This is a genomic window from Bacillus cereus, assembly GCF_002567495.1.
Taxonomy (GTDB): Bacteria; Bacillota; Bacilli; order Bacillales; family Bacillaceae_G; genus Bacillus_A; species Bacillus_A cereus_AQ.
On the sequence record NZ_NVAP01000038.1, the window covers coordinates 1 to 21,551 of the forward strand.

Consider the following 21,551-nt stretch of genomic DNA (forward strand, 5'->3'; position numbering starts at 1 on the left):
GTTTTCGGGGTTCACTTCAAAAGAGAAGTCAGCTTTTTTATTTTTTACATTATATTAACTTTATTTGAATATTCATTTGTTATTATATTGATGAAACCGATAAAGGAGGTGAGTAAATATGTCGAGTTTTGGGTCTGATTTATCTGATTCTCGTTTGATTGTGGCGAATGTAGAGGAAAAAGAATATCACTTTATTGTTCGTGAACATCCGATTGTAGGGAAATTTATATCGCTATTTGAAAATGGAAAAGAATATGGCTTAATAGATAAACAAATCGCTAATAAAGATAAATTCATTAAATTGGAGCTTACTAAATTAGATTATTTTAACATAGATGTTCTATATCATACACCTGGTTGGATATGGATTGGCATGGATCAATTTGGTTTACATGCTCGTGAGGCTACTTATAACGAAGTAGAAGTTATTATGAAGTTGAAAGAGGATTTATATTATATAGATATATATGAAACAATAAAAATGTAATAGATATGTAGTCAGGTTACGGGACAAGTTCCCGTAACCTTTTTGTTTAATAGTAAAGTGTGATAAGAAGTGAGCTGAAAAGAGGATTTAAAAATACATAAAGAGAACTTTAAATATTATGTGAATTCTATATGTAACTAACAATAGAAAGAAGATGATAAAATGAGTAAAGAAGAGCTTGTGAAAAAACAGTTTGGCAGTAATGCAGATAAGTATGTGAATAGTAAAATACATGCTAAAGGACAGGACTTACAGTATGTAGTTCAACAAGTTGAGTCTCGTCATAATAATCGTCTTCTTGATGTTGCTACTGGTGGCGGACATGTTGCGAATATGTTAGCGCCTATGTTTGAAGAAGTAGTTGCACTTGACTTAACAGAAAAGATGTTAGAAAAAGCAAAAGGTTTTATAAAGCAGAATGGTCATGAAAATGTGTCCTTTGTAGCTGGAAACGCAGAGAATTTACCATTTACAGACCATTTTTTTGATACAATTACATGCCGGATTGCGGCACATCATTTTATGAATCCAGCGAAATTTATTTATGAAGTAAATCGGACGTTGGAGGATAATGGGTTATTCATCTTAATAGATAATGTTTCACCAGAAAATAATGAATATGATACATTTTATAATTTTATAGAAAAAAAGCGAGATCCGAGTCATGAACGTGCTTTGAAAAAGACAGAATGGATTACTTTATTAGAAAAAAATGGTTTGCAAATGCAGTCATGTCTTACTTTTGATAAGAAGTTTGATTTTGACTGGTGGTGTGACATGATGAATGTCCCTATACAAAAGCGTGAAAAATTAACAGAATGTATGATGAAAGCACCAAACGAAATGAAGGAATATTTTAATATTCAATTTAAAAATAATAAAGTAGAGTCGTTCTATACTGAAATGGTTATGTTTATATGTAAAAAAAGTACAACGTTAAAAAGATAAATGTGTTGCAGTCTTTCCGAAGTACGATATACTTAGTACAGAGAAAATGAGAATTGAGGAATAGTTATAATGATTCGTGTACGTATTGAAGGTACTGAGGAAGAAATGCTTGAATTTATGGAAAAAATGCCGGACATTCCTGGATTTGAAAAGACACATATGAGAGAGCCAAGAAAAGGAAATAATCCGAAATACGATTCAAGTAAAAATGTACTAGCATATTTGTCTTATAAAAAGATTGAAGTCGCCAATAAATAGGCGGCTTTTTTAGTTTGTGCTGTTTCACCGCCTTGTCTTTTTCACATAATAATAATAGTAGATTATGTTGAAGAGGGGTGAGAATAGTTAATAAGAAAATCATCTTTTTTGGAGACTTTGGTATTGATGACGCCGTAGCGTTAATTTATGCAAATAAAACATGTAAATTAGATATTCTAGGTATTGTTGCAGAGTACGGGAATGTATCACGAGAAATCGTTACGGAAAATGTTTATTTTTTAGAAAGATACTATGCTACACAGGTGAAAATCATTGAAGGTGCGAGTAGGCCGATGACAGCTGAAGAACCGTTGTTTTTTCCTGAAATCCATGGGGATCACGGTTTAGGTCCTATTATTCCACCTGAAATGAGAATTTGTAAACGAGAAAATTTTTGTGAATTAATCAAATTAATCGAACCTTGTCCAGAAGATATTATTATTGTGGCGACAGGAAGACTAACGACACTTGCAACGTTATTTTTATTGTATCCAAATATAATGGATCGTATTTGTTCTTATTATATAATGGGAGGCGCTTTCCTATTTCCAGGTAATGTTACACCAGTATCTGAAGCGAATTTTTATGGTGATCCAATTGCAGCAAATATTGTTATGAAATATGCGAAAAACGCTACCATATATCCGTTAAATGTAACACAGGGAGCGCTTATTACGCCTGAAATGGCCAATATAATAGATAAACAAGGAACTGGGCAGGCGAAACTCATTAAACCAATGATTGATTTTTACTATGAGAACTTTTATAAAAAAGAATACCCGGGTATTGGTGGAAGTCCTATACACGATTTACTACCGTTTATCTCATTTATAAATGATAGTATTTTCGAATATAAAAAATCGGCAGTATGGATTAGTACGACAAATGATGTGACACGGGGTCAAAGCGTAGCAGACTTTAGAAAAATAGCTGAAACAACAAGGTTTGATGATCGGCCGATTCAAAGGATTGCTGTTGGTTTTAACTATCCAGCTTTTAAAGAAGAGTTTATGCGAACGATATTGAAGCCAGATTGTCCTTAATATGTGTAATAACAAGTCGGATAAATCGTTAGTTCAAAAAAATGGTTAATCGGTGTGTATTATTCTCAAAAATCTTATAGTTGAGCAGCATGAATAACTTATGAAAAATGTCACATAACTAATGGTAAGCAATTGTTTCTGATTATATTTTGATTGGTTAAATATAAAGGAGGTTATCATATGATTTGGTCTTTAATCGTTGGTGGTTTATTAGGATGGTTTGCAAGCTTAATTACTGGAAAGGACGTTCCGGGTGGGGTAATTGGTAATATTATTGCTGGTATTATCGGTTCTTGGATTGGTACGAAATTACTTGGTAGTTTCGGCCCTGTAATAGGCGGATTTGCAATAATTCCTGCTTTAATTGGTGCGATTATATTGATTTTCATCGTAAGCTTCTTATTACGAGCAATGCGGAAATGAATAAAAGGACTGTTTACATTTGTAAGCAGTCCTTTTTATATGTTATGCTAGTATTATACAATCAGGAGGTGTCAGCATTGAAATCATTTACAGTAAATTTCCATCAAGAAGATAATGCAAAAGCGACAACAGTACATAAATTAAGTGAAGAGGACTTCAATAAAGCAACTGAAAAAGGTACTCGTCATTTATTTGATTTAGATACAAACGTTGGCTTCTTCGTATTCTTTGATGCAGAAGATGCAGAAGGAAATGATCAATACTTAATGTTACAATATGAAGGAGATCATGAAGAACCAACTGCGTGTTATGGATTTGATTTAAAACTATACTATCAATTTTTAGCACTATACTTAAATGATCTGGAATACCAAGGTGAAACAGATGAGGAAGAGGAAGAATATGGTCCAATTCATCATTTAGCTCATTTACTTTATCATATTGTTGAAGATGGTAAATCAATCGAAGTGTAATATACATATTTGAAGCTGCCCTTTTTGGGCAGCTTTTTTATATGACATTAAAATGGTGTACTGTAAGCTAAATAAGGTGAAACTTTAATCAGTGGGGGTTTTGTTTATCACCACTGATTATCAGCCCTCACCAATCGAGCTTTTACGGGCAGCAGGGCCCCAACCTAACTTCTTTGTTTCCGCTGAATTTTGAGGTGGGGATCTTACTGCCCGGCAAATAGCGGGATAAATTAATAATAGAAATTTATTTATTACTTTCATGTTAGCATCGTAAAACACCTGTTATAATGATTGTAATTAAATTCATGGAGGCTAATTCTATGCTTGTAGATGTAAAAGCTTTTATTAAAGCTGCAGGTTTAACATGTATTTCATCATTAAGTGGAGATAACATGTTTGCTTATAATTTTGAAACTGTAAAATACACTATCGCTACATTTTTTAAGAAGCTAAGATTTACCGTTTAATTTCATTTCAACCAGTAGGAAAAGAGTAATCACTTCCTACTGGTTTTTTTCTGTTTCAAGGAGCTGTTGTGACAGCATGTTTTAAGTTATAGATAGAGGATATTATCGTTGAGAAGAGAAGGTTTAAAGAAGGAGATGAATACGATGATTAACAATATAATTCCAAGTTTTTTAAAATTATGGGAAAGTGACGATTTAGAATTAGAAGTCCTTAATCAATACTATACTTCGCATCCAGAGATATTTGAAGAATACTTTAAGTATCATTGTCCCAAAACAAAAGAATGTCTTTCTAATGCCATCAAACGATATCCCGCAAAAATAGAAGATATACGTATAATCGAAGCAACATTACCAACTATAATCCAGGAGATAACGAAAGAATACCGCTCTAAATATAACTTTGATGTAAATATGAAATTTCATTTATTCGTTGGAGGATTTGGTTCTAATGCATTTGTAGAAAGGGAAATCATTGGAGATATATTTTTTGCGGCAGAAAAATTATCTCCAGATTTGAATCATCTTCGCGTTATTGTGGCTCATGAAATCGGGCATATATATCATAATGTTATGCTTCAACAAGCTGGAATGGATTGGAGTAAGGCTGAATGGACTGATGCATCGGTAAGTTTGTATCGCGAAGGTGTTGCAACTTATTTATCAAAAAAAATTGTTAACGATTTAAATGAGTCTGTTTACTATTCATATAATAGTAATGGTGATCCATGGCTACTATATTATAAAGAAAATGAAGTGAAAATAAAGAAACGTTTTTTACAAGATTATGTTGAAGGATGGACAGATGAAAAAGAGAAAGAATGGTTCCGTTTATCAGGAGGTAGTTATTTCGGATATAATCGACTTGGTTATTTTTTGGGAACAGCTTTTGCAACATATATAGTACAAGCTTTTGGAGAGAGTGAAGCACTGACTTTTTGGAACAAACACAATTTGAAAAGTAATGTAATGGATTGGTTATCTAAATGAATAAGATGCAATAGGGGGTAAAAATGATGAAAATGTATTTGAAAATAATTATGTTATTTTTGGCGTTTACATGTACGTTTGCACTAGTCGCATGTAAAGGGACAGACGAAAAAAAGGAAACAAATCCAACCTCGGAAAATAATAAAAATGAACAAAATAATTCTTCTGAAGAACAGAAAAATCCTGAAGCAAAACCAAGTAATGAAAAACCAACAAAACCATCAACTGAGCCAGATTTGAAAAATGCAACACTTAATCAAAAATCAATTAACCACGTTAAAGATTTATTTGAACTAGCAAAAGAAGGAAAAGTGCCCGATGTACCATTTGCAGCCCATACAGGGGATATTGAAGAGATAGAAAAGGCATGGGGGAAAGCGAATAAAACCGAACATGCAGGGAATGGAATGTACGCAACTTTTACAAATAAAAATGTTGTTTTCGGATTTAATAAAGGGTCACAAGTTTTTGATGTACGCTCGTATCATGCAGAACTAAAATCAATTACATTACAAGAAATTGAAAAAGCATTAGGAAAACCATCTTCAGTTAAAGGGAATAGTGAAGACAAAATATATGTATATAAAGTAAATAACCAATTTGAGTTGAAATTTGTCATTCCAAAATCGACTGGTAAGGTAGATCATATTTCGGTATTTTCACCAGAGGATAGTATTAATAAAATGGCGGGATAAAAAACTAAGTGATTTCAAAAACACCTCACTTTCTTTAAGTGAGGTGTTTTTAGTTGTAAACAAGGAACGTCTCCTGTCATATAAAACATGCTTTCATATGCGAAATACTTCACTTTTGTTTTTTAGTATTCATCCAATAAGGAATGTTGACCTACTGAAAAAGTAGTAACCTATAAATTATGTGTAGGATGGTTCACAATTTTTTTACGTTCCAAATGTTGAACAAACAGTGCTTGAACGATGCCCCCAACTAATAAGAAGCAAGCGCAAATATAAAAAAGTATACTACCACTTAGTTTACTTAATAAAACTGCACCAATAACTGGTCCACACGTTCGAGATATATCCCAATGTATACCGTAAATTGAAAAATATAAACCACGTTTATCATGAGGTGAAATTTCTGAAACAAATCGTAATAAATGGTTTAAAGCAATACTTTCTCCAATGACTAAAAAGAATAATGTGAAGAACAATGACAACATCGTCGTTGAGTAACTATAGCCAACTGCAGCCATAATATAGCAGGCGTAAGAAATAAGGATGATTTTCGCCATAGAAAATCGTTCCGACCATTTTACGAGGAAGATTTGTAGAATGATTTCCAAAATGGCTTTGCATGTTGAAATGAATGCAAGTATGAATACGGGATCTGAAAATATATATTTGGCGAAAATACGATAATTTGTCTCAGTTTGTGCATAAAAAAAGCTAATAGGAAGCGTAGAGACCATAAGTCCAAATATGGCGTAATGTTTCAAAAAGAATCGTTTTGGAGAATTTGAGTCAACTGTTTGTTTGGGCTTTTTGATAAGCGGAACGGTTTCTGGGAGCTGCGTCCAAACAACTATGGCATATATCGTAAGCGTTACACTTTGCACGATAAATAAGTATTCTGGGTGAGTATTATAAAAACTTGCACTGATTAAAGGGCCGATTACAGATCCAATTGCGCCCATCGTTTGCAGGAGAGCAAAAATTTCTGCTTGCTGCTCTTGTTTTGTTAAATCAGCAATTTGCGCACGTTGAGCTGGAATATATAAGGAGCGGCCAATACCATTAATGATATATAATAGAGCAAACATAAAAACGGATTGAGCGAAAACGAAACTACCGATTGCAACAGCTTGTAGTAATAATCCGATTAACATGATTTTTTTTCGACCATATTTATCAGTAATTCCTCCAGCAATAAGTGTAAACAAAATGTCTGAAAGGGGCTGTAATCCGAAAATTAGCATAGTTATTATTACATTGCCGTTTAACATTTCATTAACGTAAATAATCATAATAAGGGCTAACATTGATTCTGTTGTTCGAGTTAATAATTCTCCGCATAGTCTAATAAAAATAGGTTTATTGTAACGTAGTAAAAGATGATTCAATATTATTTCCTCCTTTCTATATTGAAATGATAAGATGAAAGGAGAGTTGGAAAAAGGGTAGAAACAATAGGGAGTATTTTTCACCTTTTAGGGGGAATATGAATGTTTATTTTAGATCAATACATTGAACTATGGATTGCTTATGGAAAAGGGAAAAAAGAAGGAGAACGATTAGAAGTAACAGTGCAAAATATATCTGAAACATTATTTTGTACAGAGCGTAATAGTAAATTAATTATAAAAAAATTAGATGAGTTAAATTGGATTAAGTGGTTTCCAGGTCGCGGCAGAGGGATTCGTTCTAAGTTAATATTTCGAAAGCACCCGATGTCTTTAATTTTAGATAGAGGAAAAGAAATAACGAAAAAAGGAGATGTGAAAAGTGGAAGCATATTTGTGGAACGCTATAGCTCACATTTTCCGTCAGTAAAGAGAGAATATCACTCCTGGGTTGATTCTATATTTGGTCATAAAATTGAAATGACCTCTGAAGGGAGGAGAGATGTACTCCGATTGCAAGTACAAATGAATTTAGATATCGCATTAGATCCTGTATACGCTACAATGCGTTCAGAATGTCATATGGTAAAACATATATTTGACACACTTGTGTATGTAGACGGTAATACAAACATTATAGAGCCAAGACTTGCATTTCACTGGGAATATAATGATGCTGAAAAGATATGGACGTTTTATTTACGAAAAGGAGTTCACTTTCATAATGGAAAACAACTTACTGCACATGATGTTATATATTCATTGAATCGATTTATGAAGGTGGAAAACAATGCACACGCATGGATGTTACAACACGTTGAAAGTTTCCGTTCAGTAGATGACTATGTTGTTGAAATTCAATTGCATACGGAAAATAAAATGTTTTTACATATGCTAAGTGCAGAACAGTGTTCTATCGTGAATGAAGATGAAGCAGGAGAGCTAATTGGAACAGGGCCTTTTCAATTATATAAAAGTAATGAAAATCTGTTCATTCTAGAAGGTCATCCTTTATATTTTCGTGAGAGACCTTTTTTAGATCGCGTTGAGTTATGGAATGTAGAACAAAGTGTAAGTACATACGATGTTTTAGTAAAGGCGCAGTATAAAGATAAAGAAAAACATAATAAAGAATTATCGCGGCTTGAATCGAACGTGACATATATAACATGTAATCTTACGAAAGAAGGACCAATGCAAGATGAGTTATTTCGTAAAGCGTTATATAAAATCATTCATGGCCATACAATCGTTCAAGAACTCGGCGGAGAACGTGGAGAAGCGGCAAAGAAACTAAAATTAGCTAGTGACAGCATTGTAGAGACTGAGGATGAAATAGAAAGTTTAATGAAAAGAAGCGCGTATCATAATGAAGTGTTACAACTTTATACATTTAAAGGGCGAGATCATGTTGAGGATACGCATTGGATACAAAAAGAGTGTTCGAAATTTGGAGTTAATATAGAACTCAATTTTCTTGAGATAGAAGAGCTGTTGCAAATAAGTACGATACAAAAGGCTGATATGATGCATGATAGTGCAACAATTAGTGAACGGATAGAAGATAGTTTTCTATACATGTTTCTTACAAGAAATAGTTTTATCTATCAACATAGTAATATAAACTTTCATGAAGTATTGGAGCCTTATTTTACAGAAAATCATTTAGCAAAACGAATTACATTGTTACGCGATATTGAGGACACATTGTTACGTCGAATTCATATTATTCCTTTATATCGTAACAAACAAGAGGTAAGTACACATGAAAAAGTACAAAATATAATGATTAATTCACAAGGTTGGATTGATTTTTATAATATTTGGTTTAAATCTTGATATATAAGGGCTTTTGCGCATTTGCATAAGATGTGTGAGAGCCTTTTTTGTATGTGAGAATAGGCTTGTTCTACACACTGTTACGCTATTTTTGATAAACGTCTATTTACAGCGTAACAGTGTTATGTTACATTGTTATCAGGAAGGAGTGTTATACAGTTGAGTACAGATTTGATTTCAAAAAAAGATTTATTAGAACTTACTGGCATTTCGTATGGACAGTTATATAGGTGGAAGAGAAAAAATTTAATTCCGGAAGATTGGTTTGTACGAAAATCAACGTTTACAGGTCAAGAGACATTTTTTCCGAAAGAAAAGATATTAGAGCGTATTGATAAAATTCAAACAATGAAAGAAGATTTATCACTAGATGAATTAGCGAACATGTTTTCACCGAGTGTGAGAGAAATCCTTTTAACAAAGGAAGACCTCTTACGTAAAGGGATTGTATCAGAAACAGTTTTACAATTCTTCATAGAACAAACGAATAAAACAACAGAGTTTCAATTTGTAGATATTCTTTATGTGTATATGTTAGAGGAATTATTACAATCGGGAGAGATTAGTTTAGAAGAAGGAAAAATGGTTCTGCAAGTTTTACGTGAAAATTATGAAGCAATGAAACATAAAACTTGTGACTTAATCATTGTTCGAAAGTTAGGGATTTCTACATGTTTATTAGTTTCAAACGTGGACGATTTAATTTTTGAAAAGGGAACAAAAATTGTTTTACGCGAATTGATAATGAAATATATCGAAGCATTAAAAACTAAACTGTTGTAGCGGAGGAGAAAGTATGCATACAGAAAATTTAATTATAAACGGTTACGGTTCATCGAATGGTGGTGAATTTCATAAAGTTCAACTAAATGGAAAAGGAACTGTGAATGGAAATGTTGAATGTGAGCAATTTGAATGTAATGGTTACGGTGCAGTTACTGGCGATTTGAAAAGTGGCAGTGCACGAATTAGCGGATCTGGTAAAGTTGATGGAACAGTTAATGCCGAAACGATGCGAATTGATGGGAAAGCTACCATTACTCAAGATGTGAAGGCAAACAGTTTGAAAATTGCAGGGAAAGGTACGATAGGTGGAAATGTAACTGGTGAAGAATTTAAAATCAACGGGCAAGCGACAATTGATGGTAATTGTGAAGTAGATATTTTTTCTTCTGAAGGACAGTTTACAGTTGGTGGTTTATTAAGCGCAGATGAAATAAATATAAACATTCATGGTACATGTAGAGCGAAAGAAATCGGTGGTCAAACGATTAAAGTAAAACATAGATCAAGTGCTTTTAGTAGACTTTTTAAAACAGTATTTGGTTTGCAGTTAGAAGCCGAACTGTTAGAAGGTGACAATATCGATATTGATTATGCTCACATAAAAACGGTAAGAGGAAACAATATTACAGTAGGAGCAAACTGTGAGATTGAACTGATTGAATATACCGGTGTTCTTACTGTTGATAAAAATGCAAATGTAAAAGAAATTAAGCAGGTTTAACGGAAGGGAGAAATCAGTATGGAACATCCACATAGTCTCACAGTAAATGGTTCCGGAAATTCAGCAGGCGGAGATTATAATAAAGTGAAGATTCGCGGTGAAGGAACAATTACGAATGATATGAGTTGTAATGAATTTAAAACATATGGCACGAGCGATGTACGCGGTAATATGAAAGTTAAAAATTATATCGTGTATGGAGATAGTGAAGTACAAGGAAATGTAGAAGCCGAATATGTAAAAGTATATGGTAATACACAAATTCATGGTGATGCTCATATTGAAAAAACAAAAGTTAGAGGTATGATAGATGTTACAGGGAAGTTTTCAGGTGATTTCGTAGACGTCAAAGGTGCTTTAAATGTGAAGGGAGATATTGAAGTAGAAGATTTATCGTTAACTGGTGGTCTTGAAAGCGATGGATTACTTAATGCCGAAAATATTCAAATCTCACTTCGTTATGAAGGAAGTAAGGTAAGAGAAATTGGTGGTAAAAAAATTACAGTTCGTAAAAAAGCGAGATTTATTCCTTTTACTAGTCATGCTGGAAACCTCCAAACTTCAATTGTTGAAGGAGATGATATTTATTTAGAACATACGATTGCTGAAGTTGTAAGAGGAAACAACATCACGATTGGCCCTGGGTGTGAAATTAGTGTTGTAGAATATCATACTAGTTTTAACCAAAAAGGTAATGCAATTGTAAAAGAACATAAACAAATATAAGTAGTATGAGGGAGAGCAAGAGATATGGTTGAGAAGAATAATAAGCTTGGCTTTGTTGTAGCGGGCTTATTGCTAGGTATTTTAATGGCATCAATGGATAATACCATTGTCGTAACGGCGATGGGAACAATCGTTGGTGACTTAGGAGGCCTTGAAAACTTTGTATGGGTCGTTTCTGCCTATATGGTCGCAGAAATGGCAGGTATGCCGATTTTCGGTAAACTATCAGATATGTATGGTAGAAAGAGATTCTTTATTTTTGGTTTAATTGTCTTTATGATTGGTTCGGCACTCTGTGGTACTGCTGAAAATATTACACAGTTAGGTATTTATCGTGCCATTCAAGGTATTGGCGGCGGGGCATTAGTGCCGATCGCGTTTACTATCGTTTTTGATATTTTCCCACCTGAAAAGCGCGGGAAAATGGGTGGCTTATTCGGAGCGGTATTTGGTTTATCAAGTATTTTCGGACCATTACTTGGCGCATATATTACAGATTACATTAGCTGGCATTGGGTATTTTATATTAACTTACCACTTGGTATTTTAGCACTTATTTTTATTACATTCTTTTATAAAGAATCACGAGTTCATAGAGAGCAAAAAATTGATTGGTTTGGCGCAATTACTTTAGTTGGTGCAGTAATTTGTTTAATGTTTGCGCTTGAACTTGGCGGACAAAAATATGATTGGGATTCTAGTTTTATTTTAAGTTTATTTGGTGGATTTGCTATTCTAATCATCGCATTTATATGTATTGAACGAAAAGTAGAAGAACCAATCATTTCATTTGAGATGTTTAAACAACGTTTATTTGGAATGAGTACAATTATTGCTTTATGTTACGGTGCTGCATTTATGTCAGCAACTGTGTATATTCCGTTATTTATTCAAGGGGTATACGGTGGCAGCGCGACAAACTCAGGATTATTACTTTTACCGATGATGTTAGGGTCAGTCGTAACAGCGCAGTTAGGCGGGTTTTTAACGACAAAGCTTAGCTACCGAAACATTATGATTATCTCGGCTGTTATTATGCTAATCGGATTATTCTTATTAAGTACGTTAACGCCGGAAACTAGTCGTGTATTATTAACGATTTATATGATTATTATTGGATTTGGAGTTGGATTCTCATTCTCTGTACTAAGTATGGCGGCTATTCATAACTTCGGTATGGAGCAGCGTGGGTCTGCGACTTCAACGAGTAACTTCATTCGTTCATTAGGTATGACACTTGGTATTACAATCTTTGGAATGATCCAAAGAACTGGTTTCCAAGCTCAATTAGAAGAAGCGTTTAAAGGTATGAGCGGGGGAATGAATACAAACGCAATAGGGGATTCAAGGGCTATTTTATCAGAATCGGCACGGTCTCAAATTCCGCCGCAAATATTAGATAAGATTATTGAAGCTCTTTCTAGTTCAATCGTTCAAACATTTATGTGGGCATTGCTACCAGCTGGTTTAGCATTCATATTCATTTTCTTTATGGGAAATGAGCGCATGGTAATTAAGAAACAACAAACGAATAAAAAGAGTGAAACATCAAAAGCGTAATGAAAAAGCTCCTTTCCAATTGAATTGGAAAGGAGCTTTTTCGTATGTACGGATTTAGATTAGCCTTCGATAATTTCGTATTCTTCGTCTGCTAATAATAAAACTTGTGTTTTCTTACCTTTGTTTTGAACTTCGATTACATCATATGTACCTAAGTCTCTTAGTTTGTTTTGAGATGCGTTAACCATAACTTCCATAGAATCGATTAAGATATCTTCTTCAATGTATGATTCAGGCAATGCCATATCTTCAGTTTCTAATACGCATGCGTATAGATTTTGTAAGTTTTCAGCAGTTGGGTTTTGTTCCTCAACATCAATGATGTTTTTTACTGCTTCCATATTTTCTTCTTTTACTTGGTATACTTTAATTTTAGCCATTGTTTTAATCTCCTTTATAACGTAATCGTAGAGGCTACACTTCATTATAACGTTTTTTTCATGAAAGATGAAATTGTTATATGTATTTATAGTAAAAAATATGTGTCTTTACTCATAATTGGTGTAATTTCCATATTAATGTATGAATAGGTAACGATAATGCTACGTTAAAGTTATATTGTCCAAGCTTTTCTTATTTTCCTCTCATATATATGTAGTAGCTATTCTATATAGAGAAGGGATGGAGTGTAAGTGGATTGTGAGCCGAAACGTGATTGTGGATGTTGCCAAAATAGTATATGTGAATTTTTACAAAGTCTAGAACCGTATACTAAAGTTGAAAGTATTGTAATAGCAGGAAACGAAATCGTTGTATCCTATTTTCTTTCATTTAATGCGATGAAAGGGATTGTATCATTCGTACAAGAAGACAGTGAGGTTATTTTTGTAGATTGCTCAAAAATTGATGCAATCCGAATAGGGAAAGTTTGTAGTTGCAAATCGAAAGCTAAATATATTGAAGAGGACTTTAGCTTGCTAGCAAATGTTTGCCCGCAATGTTTAACGGAGGGGAGTACAATCTATTTCGATTTTAATAATCCGGAATTAAATGTGTCTTTCCAAGCAACAACAATTAATCCACCTAGATGTACTGAATTTACAGATGAACTTGGGAATGTAGTAAAGCAAATTACTATAGTAGGCGAGGCGATTGTTTCTAGAGATTTCGTTCAAGTACCTGAACTGTTAGGTTTTCGATTGCTTTTATCGCATCCAGCTGGAGATCCTTTAAACTACGGATTGTTATTTATTAATTTTCCTGATGCAATTTTTATTTTTATATTGGCATCAAGCGGATATCTTTCCATTTCGAACTGTTTAAAAATAGAGAGTGGAACTGGTGATGCCGAAATAGAAGAGCTGAAAAAAATGATAAAGGAAGACGATAGTACGTACAAGTCAGTTGTTAAATTGACTAAAGTATATAATAACGGTGAGACGGAATCTTTTATTTATAAAAATGAGTTATAACATATTTATTGATTAACCCTCTGACATTATATTGAGGGTTTTTACATATAAGAGGTGAATCGTAATATCGAAATAATCACTTTGTTAATATGAAAGTTATTTATTAATAGGTATGCGTAATTTCCTATTATGGTACGGTTTATTAAACTAAATCATTTTAGTGAAGCTAGGAAAATACTATTTAAGTAATCCAAATATAGTGAGGGCGGAACGTATAATATAGGTAAAATAAATAAAAAAAGGCTATTTAAGTAGCCCTTTTTTATTATGTAATTAGCTCTTAGCGGTCTTTATCGTTTTTGTATAGTTGTCCAAAATTGATATGATGTTTGATCAAGAATTGAATTATTTACTAAATTCTTTTTGAGCTGCCATATAGCTTCCGATGATATTTTGGTAACTAGGAAGATGTTTAGCAAGTAAAGTTCCAAATCCCTCAATATCATTTCGCCAGTCACATTGCAATTCTGCTGCAGCGCTGAATCAGTTCATTAGTTGGACTCCTCTATGAGCCATGCGCATTAGGGTAGCATCAGCAACTTGTTTACTAAAAGTTCCAGATGCATCGGTTACAACAAACACTTCATAATCTGCCTTTACAGCTGACGGCACGGGGGAATGCAACACAAACATCAGTAACTACGCCTGCGATATTTCATTTAAATAATAAGATGTATATTCGAAAGTTGAAAAGTGAAGTATTCTTTTTTTATTAGATGTTATAATAATTTTATATTTGCGAATAATTTATAATTATATAAAATTTTAGTTTGATAAGTGTTTGCTTATATGACCAATAAACGTTTGACTAAAAAAATTATATAAGTTGATTCTTAAAGATTTAAAATTAGATTGATTTTATAGAAAGCGGGAATGTAAATGATATATGAAGCGAATATACATACAAGAAAAAAATTAGTTTCTATGTTTGAAGATTTCAATAGCGTAGTTTTACTTTCTTATTTACAAGGGCATATGGGTACTGCTTGGGTAAATAATCTTGAAAATCCAACAGTAGCGCAAATTACGGTAGGGATTTTCACATTCTACGCTGGAGACCCAAATGTGAAAGAAACAGAAGAGTTATTACGTAATATTCCTGAAAGAATTTTAGTTATCGTAAATAGTGAAGAGTGGAAAAAGCGTTTAGAAACATTCTATGAAAGAAAAATAGATAAGTTTTTACGCTATAAGTTCAAACGAAATTCAAAAGTTTTTAATCGTCCAAAATTACAATCTTTTATATCGACACTTCCAAAAGGATATGAGTTAAGGAGAATAGATGAGCATATTGCTAATAATCCTACATTACACAATCTTTCTGAAGATTTTATAGGTCAATTTCAATCGGTAGAAGATTATATAAACAGAGGTGTAGGTTATAGCATTTTATATAATGGAGAAGTTGTATGCGGTGCATCCTCGTATAGTATTTATGATGACGGGATTGAAATTGAAGTTGCGACTGATTACAATCATAGAAGAAAAGGATTGGCGACTGTAGTTAGTGCAGCTCTTATATTGGATTGTTTAGAAAAAGACATATATCCAAACTGGGATGCAGCGAATACTACATCTGCAAAACTAGCAGAAAAGCTAGGTTATGATTTTGATAAGGCATATGATACTTATTTTGTGGATAATAGATGAAGTGGGTATTAATTCTAATCGGAAAATTATTAATACTGGATAGATCTGTTATTAGATGTAATAATAGCCCTTTTAAAAAATTATTCTGGGATTCTACTATTTTTTTATGACAAAAGTTAAGAAATTTAGATTTTATCTAGGTTCATATTTGTATAGGCACAGTTTATTAATTTGAGTGTGTTTAACTATCAAAAGAAAATTACACCCGTTCTATGTAAATGATGAAAGTAACTATGATAGAAAACCACACGTTAATAGAACAAATTCATATATAGTATAGAGAGTTAAAAAACTTGAGACCTCTATATAAAGGAGCCTATAAAATATGAGTGAAGAATGTCCGATTAATGTACCATGTGAAGTTGAGTCACAAACACAAACGCCATTATCGAGTGAGGCGGCAGAACCTATTGTTGCACGAAATGCATTAATAAAAGTACCAGTTGTTTTAGCTGAGAGAACAGTACAAATTGTTGTAGAAGCTAATATTCCGCTGGATCCTCCAGCTGTTGAAATTAAACGTGTATTGAAAAATGTATTTTTAACTCAATGCAAGTTAGTTCCAGTAGCGTTTACACCTATACGGGGGACAAATTACCGCCGAGTTACTAGAGCAAAATTATTCGTAGAAGGCTATATTCGTAAAAATATAGAATATGCAGCTACCGGATGCAATGCACCTTTATTTGATCGTGTGGCAAATGTTAATTTTACTGGATTTGCGGACCTAACAGAAGATGATTTTTTTACGTCACCTTTAATAGCTTCTTCTTCAGATGCAGCTTCTCATTTCATTAACCCTAAGAATGGAGATTTGCCTCGTTTGGACAAAAATTTCTTTGAAAACACAGTTTATTATAATGAACAACCATATTGTGAATTGATTTCGGCTAATTTCTTCGAACTAGACTTTTCGCCATGTCCGACACCTTTAAACGATGCGTTTGATACACTGCGTGAAAAAATTGTATTGGATCTTACATTGAAAGTTTTACAAGTACAACAAGTACAAGCCTAGTGAAAAAGACATTGTCTTCGATAAAGAAGACAATGTCTTTTTTTATTGTAGAACATATATAATGAGGAGAATGGTGTGTGCAGAAGGACGCATATCTTTACGAAATTCATTAGTTGGGGGCGATGATGATGAAAAAGCCATGGATTGGTATTGATATGGGGCATAAAATTTACAAAGTGGAAAAGCTGGATACGCAAGAGAATTATAGCCAAAAGGTAAAAATAGAGGGTAATTTAGTTCCTAAATTAGAAAAAGGGGGTTTAATACGTTCTATGACAGTGAAAATTCCATTTTTTATTATTTCGGAAATAACTAATTTTTCAACTTCCCCAAATATAAGTGATAAAAATCAAGAAGTATATGTATTTCAAAATGAGAAAAATAAAAAGTCTTGCGAATTAGATGCAAAGCTAACAGCGACTGTAAATAATTATTATGAAGAAGTTTATTGTAGTTTAGTTTCTTCAAATCTTTATGATCAGAGAATGCTTTTAGAGCTTTCTAGTCAGCAGAATAAAGATAATATTGAAGAAGAGTGGATAGAGAAATCTTTGTGGATTCCTATCCATAAAATACAATCAAAAAAAGAAATTAAAGAGGGAATACATAATTATATAGTAGCGAAATTACCGATAGAAATTGGTAGATATAAAGGTGAAATTAGTTTAAGAGAAAAGGTGGTATTTAAAGAAAAAGTAATTGGAATTAGAGAAATATCACAGGATCTTATTTTAACAAAAAATGAAATTGTATTCTCTAATAAAATAAGGACTGGACATAATATAGTTACAGTGAAAAAAGGTAATCTACATGTGGAAGGCTATATTTCTCAACGTATTGAATATATTGTAGAACAAAGTGCATCTCATAATAACATGTATCAATTAATTCAAAATATTGTATTAGAATTAATCATTCAAGTAATACAAGAACAGGATGTGCGTGTACGAATTATATAAATAACCACCTTCCAATCAAGTAGTTCGATGTTATTATTTGTAATAAAGCGTAATTTTATGGGAATTACAAAGTGCTAGCAAGTTTGCAAACAAGTTAACTAACGTGTATGAGAGAGGGAGAATAATTACGATGTATTGCTTTAAAATTAGGTAAAAGGTGATAAATCTTTGTTAAAATATGAGGTGAAATACAGCGAGTATTAAATGCTATTTTAGAAAACTCACAACTTAAATAATAAAACATTTTTATCATAATTATCCAAGCACCATTTATATTTTTTTAGAATAATTGGATGGACAACTTCTTTCGTAGTATTGACCTCAGTATAGCCATATTTCTTATAAAAGTTTTCTAATTCCTCAAAAGGAAGACAATATATATTATGTGTTTGTGATTTTTTTGCAGTTTCTACTAAAAAAGAAACAAGCTCCCCAGCTAATTGTAGCCCTCTAAATTTAGGGAGAATAAAAATCCCGCCCATTTCTAAAGTATTTTCATCTATTTGGACTAACCGTCCAACACCTGCATATTCATTGTTATATGTAATAATTGCAACTGTATCTCTCTTTAAATCACTTCGTACAAATCCTATCGATTCATATTGATTATTAATCCATTCTAGATCATTAGATGTAGCCAGTTGAATACTCATGTGCATCCTCCTTCGGACAACTTGTGCTATTTTCATTATATCGAATATAATATCAGAAAAAAAAGTGGTTGGAATCACATGATTTTCATTAATAGTTCAAGTTTTGAAGAATAGTGCATACAATATAAAGTGTTTTCCTTTCTTCATTTAAGTTTTACGTATATAATTTAAAAGTACTATTTTTATTTTATTATTTTATATTTATAACAGAATAGAGGTTTAAAAATGGGTGTTAAAATCATTACGGATAGTGCGGCGGATTTACCGGTAGAATTGCTGCAAGCATATGATATTGATTTAATTCCACTCCGTGTATATGATGAGGCAGAAACAGAGTATTTAGATGGAGTAACATTAGAGTCAGTTACATTATTGCAAAAAATGAGAGAAGGCGCTGTTTATAGAACGTCATTGCCTTCACTTGAAACTTTCCAAGAAAAATTTGTTTCTTATGCAAAAGAAGGTAATTCTTGTATATATTTAGCTTTTTCATCTGAACTGTCTGGTACATATCAATCGTCAGTTGTCATTAAAGAGGAAGTAAAAGAAACATATGCAGATTTAGATTTAGAAATTATTGATACGAAATGTGCTTCGCTTGGTCAAGGGCTTGTCGTTTTAGAAGCTGCTAAAATGGCAAAAGATGGCGCATCAAAAGAAGATATTTTAAACCGTGTCGCTTTTCTAATGAACCATATGGAACATATCTTCACAGTAGCTGACTTGCAGTACCTTGTTAGAGGTGGACGTTTAAGTAAAGTAGCTGGTTTTATTGGTGGTTTGTTAAATATTAAGCCGATCTTAAACGTGGAAGAAGGAAAACTTGTACCACTTGAAAAGGTACGAGGGAAAAAGAAAGTATTAAGCCGTATCGTTGATATTATGGAAGAACGTGGTAAAGACCTTAAAGGTCAAACAATCGGCATGACTCACGGTGACGATTTAGAAACAGCTGAAGCGTTAAAAGCATTAATTACGGAAAGATTTGGCTGTGAAGTATTTATCGTAAATACAATTGGCGCAGCAATCGGTGCACATACAGGACCTGGCGTTATAACGTTATTTTTCTTAAATGAAGTAGAGTAAAGGATTGATCTTTTGATCAATCCTTTTTTATTTAATCTGTGATTACTGGTCGATATGGTATTGGTGAAGATAAAATCATCGAAGTTTTGACTGTTCCAAATGGTATAACGATATCAATTAATTCCTCTAATTCCTTCATAGAGTAAACTGCTACTTTTAAGTAATAGCTACTTTCACCTGTTACTCGGTGACATTCAAGTATTCTATGTTCTTCGTATATTTTCTCCTCAAATTTTTTACATGGAATCTTTAAATTTTCGATTCGTAAAAATGCTTGAATTGATTTTCCAATAGTATCAAGTGATATCCGTGCGGTATATTTCTCAATTATTCCAGTATCTTGTAACCTCTTTAGTCTTTCGGTAACACTAGGACGGCTGAGGTGTAGGTGCTCAGTCATTTCTGTAATTGTCATTCTGGCATCTTCTTGTAATAATAGGGTTATTTTCTTATCGATTTCATCCATGAATTATGCTCCTTTACAAATGTGAAAGTAAAGCTCTGAAATACATACATAATATAAAATCTAATACTAAATTATATGCAGTTTTGAATGTCAAATAGACTGATAACTTTCTATAATTTAAATATAAATGGAGGTGCATGTAATGTCTAATCATTTTAATGAAACAATTTCAATTAAAAAGGGAACAGCTTTATATGTCGGAGCGGTTTTAGGATCAGGAATTCTTATACTACCTGGTATGACAGCAAGTGTAGCAGAAGGGAATGCCATTTTTTCTTGGCTTGTTATGATTTTACTTAGCATTCCACTTGCATTCACATTTGCTTTTTTATCAATCGAGCATCCAAGTACAGGTGGAATTGCTACTTTTTCAGAAAAAGCTTTCGGTAAAAATGTGGGTGCTATTATAGGCTGGTCTTTTTTTATTGCGGGTAGCGTTGGACAAATCGTTGTATCATTGACTGGTGGAACGTATATAGTGAAAGTATTTGCGTTACCATCATATTTTTCATACGTTATTGCACTAATTATCTTAAGTATTTCAATTGGTTTCAATTTATGGGGATTAAAAATGAGTGGTTTGTTTCAAGTATGTGTTGGATTATTAACTTTCTTTATTTTAATCGTAACAATTATAAGTTCGCTACCTTATATTGAAATGAAAAATATAAATGTACATATTTCTATAAAAGAAGTAACTCCAATTTTAGATGCATCATTATTAATTTTTTGGTCGTTTTTCGGCTGGGAAGCAATAGCAAGTTTAGCTCCAGAATTTAAAACACCTAGAAAAAGAAATATTATTTTATCTACAGGATTTTCGATTATTATTATTGGAATTTTATATATTGGTATCGCATTATCAGTAATTGGAACGAAATCCTATCATATTAATACAGATAATACTACAGCTCTAGTGCTTGTGACTAAGCAAACATTAGGCGGCCAATTTTCATGGATAATTGGATTTGTAGCTTTTATCATTTGTTTAGGGACGACAAATGCATTTATCGCAAGCATGGGTCGTTTAGGTTATTCATTAGGGAAGGAAGAAGTTGCACCACGTTATTTAGCGCATATTAATGAAAAAAGAGAAACGCCAACAAATGCAATAAAGGTTGTAGGTTGTATTGCAACAATAGGTTTGCTAATAAGTTTCGTTTTACAAATTAGTATAGAAAAAATCGTATTAATACCAAATTCATTAGGGATTATTACATATATAGTTGGTACTGCGGCCGGAATGAAGTTAATTAAGAATAAGTTAGGCAAAATTTTTTCTATAGTAGCTTTTACATGTTGCATAGCGGTTTATCCTTTTATTGGGGGTGTGATACTTATTCCAGTGGCTGTATCATTCCTATGTTTATGCTATTTGCGTTTTAATAGCAGAAGCAAGGAGTATAAATAAGAATGTATTTATAGAAATCTAAATATTTTAAGATATTAAAATTTTGTCATTTCATATATAATTGTGTAGGGAGAAATGTCTGTAACTATTTGTAA

General features: G+C 32.7%; 24 protein-coding genes and 1 pseudogene. 20 read left to right on the forward strand and 5 right to left on the reverse strand.

The genetic code is table 11. The features are described from left to right. The first annotated feature begins 118 nt into the window (after positions 1 to 118). The 9 genes from COK05_RS16710 to COK05_RS16750 all read left to right on the forward strand — a co-directional run bounded on the left by COK05_RS16710 (position 119) and on the right by COK05_RS16750 (position 5,784). Positions 119 to 487, forward strand: coding sequence for a hypothetical protein (locus COK05_RS16710; protein ID WP_098613455.1), 369 nt, complete (start codon positions 119 to 121; stop codon positions 485 to 487). 162 nt (positions 488 to 649) lie between these two features. Then, complete coding sequence (locus COK05_RS16715; protein WP_098613456.1) at positions 650 to 1,435, forward strand: class I SAM-dependent methyltransferase; 786 nt, start codon at positions 650 to 652, stop codon at positions 1,433 to 1,435. A gap of 69 nt (positions 1,436 to 1,504) precedes the next feature. Beyond that, complete coding sequence (locus COK05_RS16720; RefSeq protein WP_000621879.1) at positions 1,505 to 1,693, forward strand: DUF3970 family protein; 189 nt, start codon at positions 1,505 to 1,507, stop codon at positions 1,691 to 1,693. A 77-nt stretch (positions 1,694 to 1,770) separates the two neighbouring features. Further along, on the forward strand, positions 1,771 to 2,736 hold the full coding sequence (locus COK05_RS16725; protein ID WP_098613457.1) for a nucleoside hydrolase: 966 nt from the start codon (positions 1,771 to 1,773) through the stop codon (positions 2,734 to 2,736). Between the two features lie 180 nt (positions 2,737 to 2,916). Beyond that, positions 2,917 to 3,159, forward strand: coding sequence for a GlsB/YeaQ/YmgE family stress response membrane protein (locus COK05_RS16730; protein ID WP_098613458.1), 243 nt, complete (start codon positions 2,917 to 2,919; stop codon positions 3,157 to 3,159). A gap of 77 nt (positions 3,160 to 3,236) precedes the next feature. Next, positions 3,237 to 3,632: a hypothetical protein gene (locus COK05_RS16735; RefSeq protein ID WP_000834885.1), complete on the forward strand. Its 396-nt coding sequence runs from the start codon at positions 3,237 to 3,239 to the stop codon at positions 3,630 to 3,632. 320 nt (positions 3,633 to 3,952) lie between these two features. Next, the gene (locus COK05_RS16740) at positions 3,953 to 4,099 is read left to right on the forward strand and encodes a chorismate mutase (RefSeq protein ID WP_098613459.1); all 147 of its coding nucleotides are present in this window, start codon (positions 3,953 to 3,955) and stop codon (positions 4,097 to 4,099) included. A gap of 144 nt (positions 4,100 to 4,243) precedes the next feature. Further along, positions 4,244 to 5,089: an aminopeptidase gene (locus COK05_RS16745; protein WP_098613460.1), complete on the forward strand. Its 846-nt coding sequence runs from the start codon at positions 4,244 to 4,246 to the stop codon at positions 5,087 to 5,089. A 23-nt stretch (positions 5,090 to 5,112) separates the two neighbouring features. After that, positions 5,113 to 5,784 (forward strand): YjgB family protein, encoded by a 672-nt coding sequence (locus COK05_RS16750; protein WP_141539131.1) that lies wholly within the window; start codon positions 5,113 to 5,115, stop codon positions 5,782 to 5,784. 170 nt (positions 5,785 to 5,954) lie between these two features. Here the strand turns inward: COK05_RS16750 and COK05_RS16755 are convergent, their stop codons facing one another. After that, positions 5,955 to 7,169, reverse strand: a complete 1,215-nt coding sequence (locus tag COK05_RS16755; RefSeq protein ID WP_098613462.1) for an MDR family MFS transporter — start codon at positions 7,167 to 7,169, stop codon at positions 5,955 to 5,957. Between the two features lie 102 nt (positions 7,170 to 7,271). Between COK05_RS16755 and COK05_RS16760 the strand changes: the two genes are divergently transcribed. The 5 genes from COK05_RS16760 (at position 7,272) to COK05_RS16780 (ending at position 12,801) form a co-directional block, all read left to right on the forward strand. After that, positions 7,272 to 9,008: an SgrR family transcriptional regulator gene (locus COK05_RS16760; protein WP_098613463.1), complete on the forward strand. Its 1,737-nt coding sequence runs from the start codon at positions 7,272 to 7,274 to the stop codon at positions 9,006 to 9,008. A gap of 159 nt (positions 9,009 to 9,167) precedes the next feature. Beyond that, complete coding sequence (locus COK05_RS16765) at positions 9,168 to 9,791, forward strand: YhbD family protein (RefSeq protein WP_098613464.1); 624 nt, start codon at positions 9,168 to 9,170, stop codon at positions 9,789 to 9,791. A 13-nt stretch (positions 9,792 to 9,804) separates the two neighbouring features. Further along, complete coding sequence (locus COK05_RS16770; protein WP_098613465.1) at positions 9,805 to 10,515, forward strand: bactofilin family protein; 711 nt, start codon at positions 9,805 to 9,807, stop codon at positions 10,513 to 10,515. 18 nt (positions 10,516 to 10,533) lie between these two features. Then, positions 10,534 to 11,241, forward strand: a complete 708-nt coding sequence (locus tag COK05_RS16775) for a cytoplasmic protein (RefSeq protein WP_098613466.1) — start codon at positions 10,534 to 10,536, stop codon at positions 11,239 to 11,241. 24 nt (positions 11,242 to 11,265) lie between these two features. Next, positions 11,266 to 12,801, forward strand: a complete 1,536-nt coding sequence (locus COK05_RS16780; RefSeq protein ID WP_098613467.1) for an MDR family MFS transporter — start codon at positions 11,266 to 11,268, stop codon at positions 12,799 to 12,801. 59 nt (positions 12,802 to 12,860) lie between these two features. Here the strand turns inward: COK05_RS16780 and COK05_RS16785 are convergent, their stop codons facing one another. Then, a complete protein-coding gene (locus COK05_RS16785; RefSeq protein WP_098613468.1) occupies positions 12,861 to 13,181 on the reverse strand; it encodes a hypothetical protein in 321 nt (106 codons plus the stop codon). 252 nt (positions 13,182 to 13,433) lie between these two features. On the opposite strand from COK05_RS16785, the gene COK05_RS16790 reads away from it, so the two are divergent. After that, positions 13,434 to 14,213, forward strand: coding sequence for a BC_2878 family exosporium-associated protein (locus COK05_RS16790; protein ID WP_098613469.1), 780 nt, complete (start codon positions 13,434 to 13,436; stop codon positions 14,211 to 14,213). Positions 14,214 to 14,558: 345 nt separating this feature from the next. Here the strand turns inward: COK05_RS16790 and COK05_RS31030 are convergent. Next, positions 14,559 to 14,865 (reverse strand): annotated as a pseudogene (locus COK05_RS31030) (isochorismatase family protein); the annotation flags it as partial. A gap of 227 nt (positions 14,866 to 15,092) precedes the next feature. Here COK05_RS31030 and COK05_RS16800 point away from each other — a divergent pair. The 3 genes from COK05_RS16800 (at position 15,093) to COK05_RS16810 (ending at position 17,840) form a co-directional block, all read left to right on the forward strand. Next, positions 15,093 to 15,863, forward strand: a complete 771-nt coding sequence (locus tag COK05_RS16800) for a GNAT family N-acetyltransferase (protein WP_098613470.1) — start codon at positions 15,093 to 15,095, stop codon at positions 15,861 to 15,863. Between the two features lie 325 nt (positions 15,864 to 16,188). Continuing rightward, positions 16,189 to 16,881: a CsxC family protein gene (locus COK05_RS16805; RefSeq protein WP_098613471.1), complete on the forward strand. Its 693-nt coding sequence runs from the start codon at positions 16,189 to 16,191 to the stop codon at positions 16,879 to 16,881. 128 nt (positions 16,882 to 17,009) lie between these two features. Beyond that, the gene (locus COK05_RS16810) at positions 17,010 to 17,840 is read left to right on the forward strand and encodes a BC_2427 family protein (protein WP_098613472.1); all 831 of its coding nucleotides are present in this window, start codon (positions 17,010 to 17,012) and stop codon (positions 17,838 to 17,840) included. Between the two features lie 221 nt (positions 17,841 to 18,061). Here the strand turns inward: COK05_RS16810 and COK05_RS16815 are convergent, their stop codons facing one another. Further along, positions 18,062 to 18,493, reverse strand: coding sequence for a GNAT family N-acetyltransferase (locus tag COK05_RS16815; RefSeq protein ID WP_098613473.1), 432 nt, complete (start codon positions 18,491 to 18,493; stop codon positions 18,062 to 18,064). 225 nt (positions 18,494 to 18,718) lie between these two features. Between COK05_RS16815 and COK05_RS16820 the strand changes: the two genes are divergently transcribed. After that, a complete protein-coding gene (locus tag COK05_RS16820) occupies positions 18,719 to 19,579 on the forward strand; it encodes a DegV family protein (protein WP_098613474.1) in 861 nt (286 codons plus the stop codon). A gap of 31 nt (positions 19,580 to 19,610) precedes the next feature. Here COK05_RS16820 and COK05_RS16825 read toward each other — a convergent pair whose 3' ends face one another. After that, a complete protein-coding gene (locus tag COK05_RS16825; RefSeq protein WP_098613475.1) occupies positions 19,611 to 20,045 on the reverse strand; it encodes an Lrp/AsnC family transcriptional regulator in 435 nt (144 codons plus the stop codon). A 142-nt stretch (positions 20,046 to 20,187) separates the two neighbouring features. Here COK05_RS16825 and COK05_RS16830 point away from each other — a divergent pair, with 142 nt between their 5' ends. After that, positions 20,188 to 21,456: an APC family permease gene (locus COK05_RS16830; RefSeq protein WP_098613476.1), complete on the forward strand. Its 1,269-nt coding sequence runs from the start codon at positions 20,188 to 20,190 to the stop codon at positions 21,454 to 21,456. Positions 21,457 to 21,551 lie beyond the last annotated feature (95 nt).